This window comes from Enterobacter cloacae complex sp. ECC445, assembly GCF_021892025.1.
Lineage (GTDB): Bacteria > Pseudomonadota > Gammaproteobacteria > Enterobacterales > Enterobacteriaceae > Enterobacter > Enterobacter chengduensis.
Genome location: NZ_JAKLRZ010000002.1, coordinates 425,896 through 440,795 on the forward strand (window position 1 = coordinate 425,896; position 14,900 = coordinate 440,795).

Here is a 14,900-nt window from a genome sequence, read left to right on the forward strand (position 1 = left end):
ACTCTCTTGTAGGGAAGATGCGTTAAAACACGCCTGTTAAATAGTCATCGGCACGGCACAGATTTAGATTACGGCTAAAAACGCCGCACTGGTCACACTTTAGAGAAGATTATTAAAGAAACGCCAGCGGCGAAAAACCGCTGGCAGAAGAGTTACTTGTCGCCGAAGTGGATAACGGTACGGATGGATTTTCCGTCGTGCATCAGATCGAACGCCTCGTTGATCTGCTCCAGCGGCAAACGGTGGGTGATGAACGGGTCGAGCTGAATCTTGCCAACCATGGCGTCTTCAACCATACCCGGAAGCTGGGTGCGCCCCTTCACGCCGCCAAACGCGGAACCGCGCCACACGCGACCGGTGACCAGCTGGAATGGGCGGGTTTTAATCTCCTGGCCCGCACCGGCCACGCCAATGATGATGCTCTCGCCCCAGCCTTTGTGGCAGCACTCCAGCGCGGAACGCATCACGTTGACGTTGCCGATACATTCGAAGCTGAAGTCTACGCCGCCGTCTGTCATCTCAACGATGACCTCCTGAATCGGCTTCTCGTGATCTTTCGGGTTCACGAAATCGGTCGCGCCCATTTCGCCCGCCAGCTTGAATTTCTCGGGGTTGGTGTCGACCGCAATGATACGCCCGGCCTTCGCCTGCACCGCGCCCTGAATAACCGCCAGACCAATGCCGCCGAGACCGAACACCGCCACGGTATCACCCTCTTTGACTTTTGCCGTGTTATGCACCGCGCCAATACCGGTGGTCACGCCGCAGCCCAGCAGGCAGACCTTATCCAGCGGCGCCTGCGGGTTCACCTTCGCCAGCGAGATCTCCGCGCAAACGGTGTATTCGCTGAAGGTGCTTGTGCCCATGTAGTGATAAACCGGCTCGCCGTTGTACGAGAAACGGGTCGTGCCGTCCGGCATCAGCCCTTTGCCCTGCGTGGCGCGAACGGCCTGGCAGAGGTTGGTTTTGCCGGATTTACAGAACTTGCACTCGCCGCACTCTGCCGTGTAGAGCGGGATCACGTGATCGCCAGGCTTCAGGCTGGTCACGCCCTCGCCCACTTCAACGACAACCCCGCCGCCTTCATGGCCGAGTACCGCCGGGAAGACGCCTTCCGGATCGTCGCCCGAGAGGGTAAACGCATCGGTATGGCACACGCCCGTATGGGTGATTTTGATCAGCACTTCGCCTTTTTTCGGCGGTGCCACGTCGATTTCAACGATTTTGAGCGGCTGGCCGGGGCCAAATGCGACAGCAGCGCGAGATTTCATAGGTCTTCCCTTTTTGTCAGGTGTGTGGGTTTATTTTAGATAAGCGCGCAGCAAATGGCCGACTTCCGCCATGCGAACGGCTCGCTGATCCGGCGTGGTTTCCCCCGCTACCAGCTCATCTTTGAGGTGAATTTCAACCATTTCGCCCATCAGGCCATTGGCAGCGCCGCGCACGGCAGCAATTTGCTGCAGGATCGCCAGGCAGGGATCGCCCGACTCCAGCGCGCGTTCAAGGGCATCAACCTGGCCCCGAATGCGACGGACGCGGGTAAGAATACGTTTTTTATCTTCGGGTGAATGCGGCATACGCCCTCCTGATACTATAGGGGGGTATGGTATTTTACTTACCTGCCGATGTAAACCTTCTGTTTCCGTTTCAACAACAGCGTCTGCCTCTACTGCATATCATCAACCAAGAAAATGAAACCTCAAAAATACATAACTTTATGAAATATATATTTTTTTAATAACATTATTTGCCTAACCGGATTGAAGCTCCCGTTGTTTAGTGACGATTTCATATACAACAGGAGTTAACACATGGCATGGAACAAACACGCAGCGGCCCAGCACGCGCGCCAAAAAGCAGGCACTTCATCGCAAAAACGCTGCGGAGAGTTTACGCGTAAGGCGATACGTGCAGGTGGTGCGGATATTGGCAATGCACCTGCTGCAAAAGACTATGGCAGTAACCTTGAACGGGCAGGTTTCCGAGTTTTAGGGCAAGGTGAAGCATTACAGGAAGGCGATGTGGTTATTATTCAGCCCTATGCAGGAGGTAATCCTGCGGGGCACATGGCAATTTATGACGGCACAACCTGGTACTCTGACTTTAGACAAAGAGATATGTGGGGTGGTCCGGGATATCGCTCTGCACGTCCTGCTTACAAAATTTACAGGAAAAACTGATGCGCAACATTCTCTTGATGTGCCTGTTACTGACGGGATGTGCAACACAAATGGATGCGCCGGAAAAACGCACTCATGATTTTTATACTTTCTATCTCACGGCTTTCGTAACAGATTCCCTTGAAGATGACCTTGATTCATCCAAAATGCGTGAATATATAGCAAGAGACACGCTCTCCAGACTGAAGAAGATACTTTCTCTCTATGAACAGGAAATTATCGATTCCGACTATTTTACCTATACGCAAGACTATGCGGCGGAGTGGATCCCTGACCTAAGCGTAAGTAACGCGATAAACTATGCGTCCGGTAAAGTTGTTAACGTTGAGCTGGGTGCAGGTAATAGTCAGAAACTGCGGTTAAAGGTGTATCTACGCAATGAAGACGGAAAATGGAAAATTTATCGCGTCGCGGATGCGAGCCATCGTTTTGAACAAAATATTTTTGACGACAGAGCGATTGCTGCCGCGCAACGTTATGCTGCCAGCATCACCTCTCCATAGTTTCCTACCTTAATTGATCGCCATTGTGCCGGGTGGCACTGCGTTTATCCGGCCTACAATCCCTGCGGGATGGCCATACAGAGGCCTCCCGCCCCTGACGCGTTCAGGGGCATCAACTGAGCACCCGCGTTCCGTGAACGAATCCAATATTGGATCCGTTAAGAATTGTGCGTGCATTTTTATGAATCTATAATTGTAAATAAAGTTACAAAAAAACAGAAAATGAAAAATATCAACTGCGTTCGGCTCAATTAAAATCAGTAGCGAATGATTAAAGGACTAATCCGGAATGAATAACAGGATAGAAATCATAACAAAAAATATTTTTTTAGACATCGCCATACGGGCGCTATACGACAGAGTTGGCCTTCACAGCAAATTATGCATTATTGATTTTGACTCCATTGTTTCACTCACGGAACTGTTAAACGCATTAAGGCCACTAGACCCGCACTACCGCGTCGTGCTTACCGGAAAAGCAGGCGTTTACTCACTACTGTTCAAAAAATTTGCGTGGTTGCATAAGTGCACTACCCTTAATGAAATCAATAGCCTGATAAGCGACCCAGATGCCCCAGCGTTGTTTGAGATAAAAGAACGCATTTTTGCCTACCTCTCTCTTCAATCTATTACTGACAGGCAGATCAGAATATGTGCTTTGTGCTGCCTCTATAACATACACACCGTTGCATCCATATTAAAATCCAGCAGCAAGTACATTTACCAGGTTATTAATGTGACTACGCGTAGAATGGAATTAAAAACAATGTATCACCTGTGTTTCTTTTTCACTCACGAGTTCAGCAAGGATGTTTTATATAAAATGGCCGGTGTGGAAACGTCAATTCGAGAGCCTCAGATCAACTCCTACAGGACCCGAAAGGCAGAATCTTGTCCGGCAACGAGCTTCTCGGCGGCATAGCGGGGCTCAGAAAATCCCGCTCTGCGGGATCGTCACCGATACCGGGTCTAATCGCACGAAATGCATGCGCAGTTCGCTTGGGATCTCCCGCCGATCCGCATTGGGAAGCCGTATTACCGTATAGAGATATATCCGAAAACCGCCCCGTCGAGGGCTGAATTTAGCCCTCCGCCTCCCACATTCACAAAGAGCGGCTATCCTTTAAGTATCAACAAAAGGAGGCAAAAATGTCTGATTTCGATACTGATAAAAACACCCAGTTTGCTGAAGAAAAAGCAAAAAATAAATTTGATGAACTTGCAGGTTCAGCCCAGCAGCAGTTTGGTGAATTCGTTGATTCACCAAAGCATCAGGTAAAAGGTGCGGCCAAAAAATACGCCGCGCAGGCCAGCGATGCCGTTTCTGATGTTACTGACGCTGTCAGAAATAACCCCCTCACCGGCCTCGTCGCGGCGGGCGCGGTAGGTATTGTTCTCGGTCTGTTGCTGGGACGTAAATAATCAAGGCCCTTCGGGGCTTTATTTTTTTAGCTAAAAAGCCTCACCATGCGGTCTAACTCTTCCTCTTTCACGGCGCGCGACAAATAATAACCCTGGAAATTCTTCACCCCCAGCTCGACTAATTTTTCAAACTTCTCTTCACTGTCCACCCCCTCGGCAATGCAGTCCGTTCCGGTCATATCGCTGTAGATTTGAATGGCCTTAATAAGATTATAGTCATTGTCGTTCGCCACAAAATGCTCAACGATGTCCCGGTCAAGTTTTAACCCGTCAAAATGCACCTGTCTCACCGGGAACATGGTGTGATGGTTAGAGAAACAGTCGTCCAGAAAGAGTCTGCATCCGGTATTGCGAAGGTGCCGCATCGTTTCGGGGATGTTTTTATCTTTCGTCACATCAATATCTTCCGCAAACTCAAAGACAAGTTTTTCAGCCCACTGGGGCTTAAGCAGCATGCCGATAGCTTTCCTGGCCATCTCGGGCAATGCATTTCCGGACGCCAGGCGAGGTGGAATATTGACTGAAAAATAAAACTTCCCATTATATTTATTAATACCCGACACCGCGGCGTGGATAACCAGCGCCGTGATTTTCAGCCATATTTCATGATTAACAATATCATCCAGAAAACAGGCTGGCTTAACGATTTTTCCGTTCTTATTCCAGCGGATCAGTATTTCAAAGCCCACCCCTTTCTTATCGCGATCGGTAATGATCTGATAAGCGGGGAATATTTCTCGCCTCAACAGCGCATTGAAGATCTCGGCTTCCTTTTCTGAAAACCCCTCTTTTTGACGCTGGCGCTTAACGCTTCTTTCCATCTTGAAACTGTGCGGATCGTTTAACCATCGCTTAATATGCTGTAATTTTTGCACGCCTTCTTTACGATGGGTGTAAACCGTTTTGTTCGACAATCCCAGCCTGTCGCACAATTCTTTTACGGACATGCCGCGATAAAAATTTAATAAAACCTCTATTTCTCTTCGTGTTAACCACCGCAGGTTTTCCTGAGGGGAATCTCCCATATAGCCGTCGCGCAATAAGCGCGAGCGGTCTTTAAACCCCTTATTGTGGGTATGGAAACAGGCAATAACATCGGAAACGCTGGCGATGCGAATCAATGATAATTGATGGCTATTATTTAACAGGCTGCTTAAGGTTCGATAGAGCCAGCTGTCGGGAATGTCACCGTACAGCGTGACGCGTCGAATCACCGGCAGTGCATTCAGAACGCAGGCCAGCCGCTTCAGGCTTTCAAGGAGATTAACAACCCCTTTCCCGAGAAACACGACGATGTGAGCATTATGATTAATAAGCATATTTTCCCTATCCCGCTCGCACGCGTCATCTCCCTGAAAGTGGACATGCGTAGCCTCAATGCCGTACTTTTCAAGCATCAATGCATAACCCTGGAACGTAAAACCGCAGGTTGAAATGACAAATCGCCGTTCGTCGCAAGCAACATTTCTGAGAGAAACTTTATGAGTCATAACCTGCTCCTGGGCACAAAAAGCGCCATTCTTATTATGAATGCGGAATTATTATCATCCGGTGAATATAGGAATTTTACCGCACGCCACGAGGTTAAGATACTGTTATCAGCCCTACTCACCGGAACATCTTTGCGTTAATCACCCCGCTTCTTCAGATAAATGTAAATATATCTTTCTTTGCAAATAACGACCGCAAATCGTTTTTTCTCAGGTATAATGAAAATTCCGAAAAAGAAGACTGGATACTTCATCTATCGGTCCATCAAATACGAGAAAATGCTATGGATAATCACATCTCATCCAGGGCTTTGCTACATCGAAGGGATGTTATAAAAAACAACCCGCGATTTAGTGAGGCAATATTAGAGCACTACACAATTAATGACGCCATCTATAAAAAACAACCTTTGTTCTACAAGACAATGCTTCAGGAAGCACGGTTTAACATTATCCTCGCCATGTGTTGTTTTATTTTTGGCAACCAGGCCGAGTCAGTTTCTGAGATTAAAGAGTTATGCTCCCGCTATAAAATAGCCAGCCCCAATAGCGTTATTGCGATCATCACAATATTGAGAACCACCGGGCGCATCAGGACCTGGCGCTGCGAGGAAGACAGACGCAAAACGAGAATCGCGCCAACCGAAAAAGGCCTGAATGAACTTAAGCGATATATGTCCGGTGCTTTTTTGCCCGTCAGCATTCTTTACCCGGCATTTAATATCAACGTGAACCTGCTGGACAACGATACGTTAAGAAATAACTTTTTCCGCCGCGCCGCGGAATATCTGTTCAGGGGATTAACGTTCAGAAAGGTGTTACCCGAGGTGGGGTTATTTATTGATAAAGATGGCGGCCGGATGATTATGCTTTATATCTATTTGCAGGCCATGAAAAACAAATCCGCTTACGGCGCCGTGATTGACTATTCAGCCAGCACGCTCGCAAAAGAATTTTTTGTTTCACGTATTCACGTCAACCGAATTATCAAATCGGCACAAGAGGCAGGTTATCTTAAGGATCGGGGTGATGGTCGGATATCAATATATCCGACATTTATCGAACTGGTCGAAAACTATGCCGGACTCTATTTCGCGTATGTCACACACTACATCAACGTGGTACCGAAAGAGCGACGTCAAACACATCACGTAACGACAGCGGTATAGTCAAAATGGCGTTCGGTTTCCCGAACGCCCCAACCTTATCTTTCCCGCAGCGCCTCTTTTGCTTTGTTGAGCGGCTTCAGCAGATAATCAAGGATAGTTTTACTCCCCGTTTTTATATCCACCGTCGCAATCATCCCCGGAAAAACAGGAAATTCTTTTCCCTGCTTATTGGTCAGATGGTTACTGTCGGTGCGGATATAGACGCGATAGTAGTAAACATCCCTTTTCACCTCGTCCTGCAGGGTATCCGGTGAAATCATGGTCACTTCCCCTTCCAGCCCGCCGTAGATGGAATAGTCATAGGCCGTGACCTTCACCAGCGCTTTCTGGCCGGGATGGATAAACGCCACATCGCGCGGGGAGATTTTTGCCTCAACCACCATCTGGTCATCCAGCGGGACCAGGCTCATCAGCTTGCCGTTTGGCGGGATAACCCCGCCCACGGTCGTCACGTCAATATCCTTTACGATCCCGCGCACCGGCGCATTGAAGGTCAGCCGGGTCAGCGAATCCTCACGCCCTTTCATCACCGAACGCTGGGCTTCAATCTCCGCATTGGCTTTCGCCAGCTCTTCCCGGGCGCGAACATAATACTGGTTTTTCATCTCGGTGATTTTATTCTCAAGCTCATTTTTCTGACGTTCAAGACGTAACACCTCAACCTTGCTGGCCGCCCCCTGGGTCACCAGCGGACGGGTTAACGACAGCTCGCGCTGCACCAGCTCGGCGCCCTGACGCAGGCCTGCCAGCCCTTTTTCCAGGCTTTCTCGGCGGGACTGGTAGAGCGCCGTTTCCTGTTTGACCAGCTCAACGTCGTCATCCAGCTCGTCCGGAAACGCGAGTTCGGTGTCGTTGACCTCGGCCTTCAGGCGCGCGGCGGTTGCCAGCGCGGCATTCAGACGCGACTCACTCTCCAGCACGCTGGACTCGGTTTTGGTCCGGTCAAGCTGCGCAAGCTGCTGGCCGCGTTCAACGATGTCGCCTTCGCGCACCATCAGGCTGTGGATAATCCCACCTTCAAGAGACTGAATGACCTGCTCATGCGAAGAGGGAATCACCTTGCCGCTGCCGGTTGTGACTTCATCAAGTTCGAACAGGCTCGCCCAGGCGATAAATACCGCCAGCAGGGCGAACAGCGACCAGGCAACCAGCGACGACCTCGGCAGGCGCGGCTCCTTCAGGCGACTATTAAAACGGGAGAAATCATTCATGCCGCGCCCTCCTCAGCTACCGCCGCCGGTTTCATGGTCACGGTGCGCTGTGCTGTCTTTTGCGGCGCCATACCGTGCTGGTGCAGGATGGCGTCGCGCGGGCCGTCCATCACCACCTTGCCGTTCTCCAGCACGATGATGCGGTCGACCAGGTCCAGAATCGGCAGGCGATGCGTCGCCACCACCAGCGTCCGGCGTTTACCCAGCCATTTGTGAAGATGCTGAATAAACTGCTTCTCGCTCATTTCGTCCAGCCAGGCGGTAGGCTCGTCCAGCAGCAGAATGTTCGGCGAGGTGAGCAGCGCGCGCGCCAGCAAAAGCGCCTGACGCTGGCCGCCGGACAGCCCCGTGCCGCCCTCGTTGATAAGGGTGTTAAGCCCCATTTTTTGCTTACGCACAAACTCCAGCGCGCCGCTGTTGACCAGCGCCTGGTGAATCTCGTCGTCGGTCGCCAGCGGGTTCCCCATCAGGATGTTGTCCCGCACGGAGCCAAAGAACAGCCGCGCCTGCTGGCTCAGCAGCTGCATGTCGCGTCGCACGTCGGCCGGGTCGAGATGATTGAGCGCAATATCGTCGAGCAGGATGCTGCCCTGCTGCGGCTCCTGCATGCCCGCCAGAAGCTGTAACAGCGTGCTTTTCCCGGAACCGTTGCGGCCGAGCACCGCCACGCGCTCCCCGGCGCGGATCTGCAGCCTGCTGACGTTGAGCACGCTGAGTTTTTCTTCTTCATCGTAGTAAAACCCGACGTCCTCCAGCGCGTAGTCGCCGCGCAGGTGGGCTTTGTGCACCTTCTTGCCGTGCTGCGGGTCGTCAATCGGCCGCTGCATCAGGTCATCCAGCCCCTTGCGGGCCACTTTTGCCGACTGCCAGCGGGAGAGCACGCCCGAAATCTGCGACAGCGGCGCGATGGTGCGCGATGCCAGAATCGAGGTGCCCACCAGCGCACCGGTGGTCATGTCGCCGCTGATGACCAGGTAACAGCCCACCAGCAGGACCACGGCATAAACGATAGACTGCACCTCCTGCGTCCAGGTGAGCAGCAGGCCCGTCAGCCAGCGCTGCTTCATGCCGACGCTGGCGGCGACGTCGTTGGTGTTATTCCACTGGTTCTGGAAACGCTGCTCGGCGCGCATCAGCTTGATGTCTTCAATGCCCTGCACCGCTTCCACCAGCGTGGCGTTACGAATGGCGGATTCACGCATCCCTTCGCTGGAGAGCTTCCCCAGCGGGCGCTGCACCAGCAGCCCAGGAATCAGCAGCAGCGGCACGGCGAGCAGGACCACCAGCACCAGCGGGCCGCCAATCATCCACAGGATAAAGACGAACAGCAGGAAGAACGGCAGATCGGAAATCGCCGCAATGGTGGTGGAGGTGATCAGCTCGCGCACCGACTCCAGCTCGCGGATCTGGGCGATAAACGATCCGGTTGATTTGGAGCGCGCGCCGTTTTTGATCCGCAGCGCGTGGGCAAAGACGCGTTCGGAGATGCGCAGGTCCGCGCGTTTCCCCACCACGTCAGAAATATGCACGCGCAGCATGCGCATGATGAATTCGAAAACGATGGCAATCATGACGCCGCCAAACAGCACCCACAGCGTGGCTTCGGACTGCGACGGCACTACCCTGTCGTACACCTGCATGGAGAAGACCATGCCGGAAAGCGCCAGCACGTTAGCCACCAGCGCGACCAGCATAATGTCGCCGTAGCGCCGCCAGTCCTTCAGCGCCAGCTGCCAGAACCAGTTTTTCTCATACGGTTTGATGTAGTCATCCACGCGGGCGTCCGGCGTGGACTCGAGCGGGCGCAGCACCATCAGGGCTTTTAACCGCGGTCCAAGCTCCTCACGCGTCAGCGTCGTCTCCAGGCCGCCGTCGCCGCTGAACTGCAGGCTGACGTTGCCTTCGTTATCCATGCGGTTGATCACCGCAATTTGCCCGCCGGTGAACTCCGCCAGCAGCGGCAGGCGCCACGGGTCGAGGGAGACCGCTTCAGCCGCCACCGCACGCATCCCCAGCCCAAGCTGATGCGCCATCTCCTCCAGCACCAGCTGGCGCGGAGACTGGCTTTCGTGGTTAATCGTGACCCGAACATGCTCTGCGGAAAAGTCCAGCCGGTAGTGCTTCGCGATGATGAGCATGCCCTGCAGCCAGGGTTCGTACTGTGGATGTGTCTTCATATTGCTACGTCCTGTCCAGGGCGATAATTTCGCACTGAAATGATACCTTTACGGGATAACTCAAAATCGAACATTCTTTAAACGAGCCCGCAAAATAATCTTGTGAAATATAGGGTTATTGCCGTTTATGTAAAGAAACGCAAAAGGCCGCGAGGATCGCTCCTCGCGGCGTTGTTTTACGCAATTAACAGCTGATGGTTGGCCAGCAGCGTCGCCAGATCCGTCTGCACGCCGTTGAGCGTCACCAGGGTGGTCGGCGAGAACTGACCGCCGGTACCGTCCAGGTCAACCTGAATTTCGGTATTGCTGCCGTTCTGCACCACGCGGATGTAATCGCTGATATTGCCCGCGCTGCTGTCCAGCGTGGCCACGCCGTTCACATAGCTCGCCGAGCCCGTGCCGGTATAGCCGCTGCCGGAAAGCAGATCGCGCAGGTCAATACGATCCGTGTCCGCCGTCCCTTCCCAGGTGCCGACCGTAAAGCCGTTCACCACGTCGTGACCGTTACCGCCCGTTGCGTCCGAGGCGTTGATCAGCTTGTAGAGCAACGTATCGTGACCGCCGCTGCCGATGTTGAAGGTGTCATTTCCGCCGCGGCCTTCGAACTGGTTATCCGCGCTGTTGCCGGTGATAACATCGTCGAAGTCCGAGCCGTTAATGCCTTCAATGTTCAACAGCCGCGTGGTCCCGAAGCCGGTGTCCTGCGCGGTTGAAAGGCGCAGGTCAACGGTCACGCCGGAGGTCGCGTTGCGGTAATCCACCACGTCCATGCCGCCGGTGTTGCTCCAGGTGTCGTAGTCGGAATGGGTATTCCAGCCGCCGGAGCCGTTGTAGGTATAGGTGCCATCCTCTGCAATAAAGGTGTCGTTATACCCGGTACCGGTAATGGTCCCACTGTGGCCGCCGGTGGCCGCTTCGGCCGTCAGGACGTAGCCCTCTTTGCCGTTGCCCGCGACCAGATCGCTCCAGGTGACGTTATCCGATACCCCGTTGGTGATCTTCACAATCTCCGCCGAGTAGGTCTCCTTCGGATCCAGCCCGTAGAAGCTCACCAGCGCGGAGGTATCGTTCGATCCGATACCGGACTGGGCGTTGATGATCTGCGAGGCAACCAGCACGCCCGCGGCGTTATACAGGTTGACCGTGTTGCCGTAGTAGGCGTTGATGCCCTCGCTATCGACAATGTGCAGATGCATCGCGGTGCCGTCCGCAATGGCTTTACTGTTCTGGACCAGCACAACCTTGCCGTTCTGCTGAGACACCAGCAGGTCCTGCGCGCCGTCCCAGTTGTAGTCCACTGCCGCCACGCCGGTGGCGTAGGCAATACCGGACGCCAGCTGGCTGGAGGTCCAGGTGGAACCGTAACCGTTGTTGGTGAACAGGGTCGCCGTTTGTGACGCGCCGTAGGTGCTGAGCTTGATAATGTCCATCTGCCCGTCACCGTTCCAGTCCACCGCTACCGACAGATATCCCGCCGACGCGTTAGAGGCTTCCACCGCGCTCTTGGTGGTAGAGAGCTTCCCGGTGCCGTCGTTGTAGTAGATCACCCCGCCGTTGTTGTTGTAGCTGCTGCCCAGGTACAGATCCATGTAGCCATCGCCGTTGAAGTCTGCCCACGTCATGGACGCCGCCGTGGTGGTGTTCGCGGCGTTGACCACAAACACGTTGGTCAGGTTCTGGCCGATAGAGAGCGTGCCGTTGCCGTTGTTGTTGATCACGGTTAACGAGTACGCGCCGCTGCGGTTGGTGTGCTGAACAATATCCACCGTGCCGTCGTTGTTCAGGTCAACGCCGGAGATTTCACGCATGGTGGTGAACTGCCCCCAGAAACCTGCGCCGCCGTTGGTGCCGTCCGGCGACAGTACCCCGTTGTTGTTGATCACGTACGTAATGGAGTCTGCACCCGCATCGCCGTAGGCCAGATCCAGATAGCCGTCACCGGTTTTGTCGTACGCAACCACCCCGCCGTACCAGATGGTGGTGCCTACCCCCAGCTGGCTGGCGTTATAGGTACTGCCATCGTAGGTCCACATCACCTGAGTGGAGCCACCGTAGGTGTTCTCCGTGGCGAAAATGTCCTGCGTGCCGTTACGGTCAAAGTCGGCGGCGGTCTGGCTCACCACGTAGAAGTTACGGGTGTTGGTCAGCGTATTGCCGGCATAGGTCGAGCTGTCGCTGCTGGAGTAAGACTGGCCGTTCGCAATGATATTCCACAGACCGCTGCTGTTGATGCCGAGGGTCATGGTGGAGTTATTGCTGTTCCCCGCCGTGGTTGCCCAGTCGGTATTCACCGAGGTGGTGTCAATCACCAGGCTGCCGGTCGCGATGCCGGTGGTATTCCCGTTACCCGCGCTGCTCTTCACCTGCGCCGTCACGCCGTAGCTCGCCACGCTCAGCGCGTCGCCGTCCGGGATCTGCAGATACCAGGTGTTGTGATCCGGGTCGACCACCACCGCACCGCCCGTCTGGGAGGTGTAGGTTTTGCCGTTCACCGTGACCACCAGGTATTCACCGTTCACCAGGTCAGCGGAGACGGTACCGCTGACGATCGGCGTGGTATCCGACGTGGTCTGCGCGGTAATCGCCGCCGTGGTGGTCGGAATGCTGGTATCGACGTTCAGCACAAAGCCGTCGGATTCCGTGTAGTTTCCGGCCCTGTCGGTGACGCGCACAATGTAGGTGTGATTCCCGTCGCTCAGGCCGTTGTCCTGGAAGGACCAGCTCGCGCTGCCGTTCATGGTCACCTGGCCCAGCAGGACCCCGTCGCGGTAAAGCTGCACGATCTCGCCGTCGTCCGGGGCGCGGTTAAGCGTGCCGTTGATCAGCGGCGAGTTATCGTCCGTTGCCACCGCGCTGCCAAAGGTGCCCTGACGCTCGCCTTCACCGTCGGTATAGCTCACGACCGTGCCCACCGTGGTTGGCGGCGTCGTGTCTACCGTGACGATCTGAGACGCGGTGGAACCCACGTTGCCCGCCTGGTCGATGATCCGCACCTGGTAGGTGTAGTCACCGTCCGCCAGATCGCGGGTATCGGTATAGCTCCAGCGCTGGTTGGTGACCGTGGCGTCTGACCAGGTATTCCCGCCGTCAAGGCTTATCTGGACGCGCTCGTCGTTTGCCAGCGCGTTGCCCAGCGAGCCGTTAATGGTCAGCGTGGTGTCCATGGTGATGAAATCACTTCCGGACTGGCCGGTGTCTTCGCTGATGCTGTCGATGGTGATGCCGTACTGCGGCGCCTGCGTATCCACCGTCACCGCCTGCGAGGTGGTCGCCCCGACGTTACCCGCCTGGTCAACAACCCGTACCTGGTAGTTATGGCTACCGTCTGACAGGGTACGCGTATCGCTGTAGCTCCACTGGGTACCGCTGACGGTGGCGTACACCCAGGTGGTGCCGCCGTCCATGCTCACCTGAACGTACTCGCCCGCACCCAGCTCGGCCCCGAGCGTGCCGTGCAGCGTGTAGGAGGTAGAGCTGGTCAGGAAGTCATTGTTGTCGAAGCCGGTATCGACGGTAATGTTATCCACGGTCACCGTAATGGCCGCATCCGGGGCGATCGTATCCACGGTCACCTGCTGATGGGCGCTGGCCCCCACGTTGCCCGCCGCATCCACCACGCGAACGTAGTAGTCATAGGTCTGGTTACCCAGCGTGCGGCCATCTACGTAGTACCAAGTGTTGCCGGTGACGATGACGTTCTGCCAGGTCACGCCGCCGTCGATGCTGATCTGGGCGTACTCGCCGTCCGCCAGCGTCGCGCCGAGCGAGCCGTGCAGCGTCAGGGACGTATCGTTGGTGATAAAGTCGCTGCTGCTCAGGCCGGTATCGTCACTGATGCGGTCGATAGCGATCGTTTTGCTGGCGTCCGGCGCGACGGTATCAATGGTCACCACCTGGCTGGCGGTGGCGCTGATATTCCCCGCGTCGTCAATCACGCGCAGCTGGTAGTTGTAATCTCCGTCGGCCAGCGTGCGGCCATCGACATACGTCCAGCTCAGCCCGCTGACGCTGACGTCGGTCCAGGTGACGCCGCCGTCAAGGCTGATCTGCGCGTGGTCGCCGCTGCCCAGCGCCGCGCCGAGCGTCCCTTTCAGGCTGATCTGGTTGTCGCTGGTAATGAAGTCGCTGTCGGACAGGCCGGTATCCTGGGAAACGGAATCCACGGTAATGGTCGTTGCCGCCGGTTTCGTCAGGTCAATGACCACGTCCTGGCTGTCCGTTGACCCCACGTTGCCCGCGTTATCAATCACCCGCACCTGATACTGATAGGTCCCGTCGGTCAGGGTGCGGCCGTCCGTATAACGCCATGTGGTGCCGGTCACGGTCAGGTCAATCCAGGTTGCCCCACCGTCGAGGCTGATCTGCGCCTTCTCGTTATTGCCGAGCTGCGCGGTCAGCGAGCCGTTGACCACGACCTGAGCGTCGTTGGTGATGAAATCCGTCGCGCTCAGGCCGGTGTCGTTTTGCAGCGAATCGATGCTAATCCCCATCGACGGCGCGGTCAGATCCACGGTAACGGTGTGGTTATCGCTGGCGCTGTTGCCGATGGCGTTGCTGACCTGGGCGTTAATCACGTACGAACCGCCGTCCGCCCCCCCGGGGACCTCCCCCCGGCCCCCCCGATATCGCCCCGGGCCGGGCATATTAAAGGGGGGCGGGGTGGGTTTTAAGGTACGGGTGGTTGTGGCCCGGTGGCCCCCCCGCGCGGGGGGGGTGGCGGGGGGGTACAAGACAGCCGCGCAAAAAAA

At 55.2% G+C, this 14,900-nt stretch carries 10 protein-coding genes and 1 pseudogene; 4 read left to right on the top strand and 7 right to left on the bottom strand.

The window, feature by feature from the left end; all coding sequences use genetic code 11:
- Window positions 1–152 precede the first annotated feature (152 nt).
- Both L6R44_RS03515 and L6R44_RS03520 read right to left on the bottom strand, forming a co-directional pair.
- Window positions 153–1,271: an S-(hydroxymethyl)glutathione dehydrogenase/class III alcohol dehydrogenase gene (locus tag L6R44_RS03515; RefSeq protein ID WP_237423280.1), complete on the bottom strand. Its 1,119-nt coding sequence runs from the start codon at window positions 1,269–1,271 to the stop codon at window positions 153–155.
- 30 nt (window positions 1,272–1,301) lie between these two features.
- Window positions 1,302–1,577 carry a metal/formaldehyde-sensitive transcriptional repressor gene (locus tag L6R44_RS03520; protein WP_237423281.1) on the bottom strand — a complete coding sequence of 92 codons (276 nt, stop codon included), beginning with the start codon at window positions 1,575–1,577 and terminating at the stop codon, window positions 1,302–1,304.
- 234 nt (window positions 1,578–1,811) lie between these two features.
- Here L6R44_RS03520 and L6R44_RS03525 point away from each other — a divergent pair, with 234 nt between their 5' ends.
- The 3 genes from L6R44_RS03525 (at window position 1,812) to L6R44_RS03535 (ending at window position 4,105) form a co-directional block, all read left to right on the top strand.
- A complete protein-coding gene (locus L6R44_RS03525; RefSeq protein ID WP_237423282.1) occupies window positions 1,812–2,180 on the top strand; it encodes a hypothetical protein in 369 nt (122 codons plus the stop codon).
- Window positions 2,180–2,683, top strand: a complete 504-nt coding sequence (locus L6R44_RS03530) for a YbjP/YqhG family protein (protein ID WP_237423283.1) — start codon at window positions 2,180–2,182, stop codon at window positions 2,681–2,683. Before L6R44_RS03525 ends, L6R44_RS03530 begins: the two co-directional genes overlap by 1 nt.
- 1,149 nt (window positions 2,684–3,832) lie before the next feature.
- Entirely contained in the window at window positions 3,833–4,105 is a 273-nt protein-coding gene (locus L6R44_RS03535) for a DUF883 family protein (protein ID WP_237423284.1), read from the top strand.
- A gap of 26 nt (window positions 4,106–4,131) precedes the next feature.
- Here the strand turns inward: L6R44_RS03535 and L6R44_RS03540 are convergent, their stop codons facing one another.
- Window positions 4,132–5,595: an EAL domain-containing protein gene (locus L6R44_RS03540; protein ID WP_237423285.1), complete on the bottom strand. Its 1,464-nt coding sequence runs from the start codon at window positions 5,593–5,595 to the stop codon at window positions 4,132–4,134.
- 284 nt (window positions 5,596–5,879) lie between these two features.
- Between L6R44_RS03540 and L6R44_RS03545 the strand changes: the two genes are divergently transcribed.
- On the top strand, window positions 5,880–6,764 hold the full coding sequence (locus tag L6R44_RS03545) for a hypothetical protein (protein WP_032640292.1): 885 nt from the start codon (window positions 5,880–5,882) through the stop codon (window positions 6,762–6,764).
- A gap of 35 nt (window positions 6,765–6,799) precedes the next feature.
- On the opposite strand, the gene L6R44_RS03550 is transcribed toward L6R44_RS03545, so the two are convergent.
- From L6R44_RS03550 to L6R44_RS24975, 4 genes and pseudogenes are all read right to left on the bottom strand, one after another.
- Window positions 6,800–7,975: an HlyD family type I secretion periplasmic adaptor subunit gene (locus L6R44_RS03550; protein WP_032640293.1), complete on the bottom strand. Its 1,176-nt coding sequence runs from the start codon at window positions 7,973–7,975 to the stop codon at window positions 6,800–6,802.
- Window positions 7,972–10,152, bottom strand: a complete 2,181-nt coding sequence (locus L6R44_RS03555; protein ID WP_237423286.1) for a type I secretion system permease/ATPase — start codon at window positions 10,150–10,152, stop codon at window positions 7,972–7,974. The genes L6R44_RS03550 and L6R44_RS03555 overlap by 4 nt, the downstream gene beginning before the upstream one ends.
- A 176-nt stretch (window positions 10,153–10,328) precedes the next feature.
- A complete protein-coding gene (locus tag L6R44_RS24970) occupies window positions 10,329–11,960 on the bottom strand; it encodes an FG-GAP-like repeat-containing protein (RefSeq protein ID WP_442876498.1) in 1,632 nt (543 codons plus the stop codon).
- Window positions 11,961–12,017: 57 nt separating this feature from the next.
- Window positions 12,018–14,900 (bottom strand): annotated as a pseudogene (locus L6R44_RS24975) (beta strand repeat-containing protein); the annotation flags it as partial.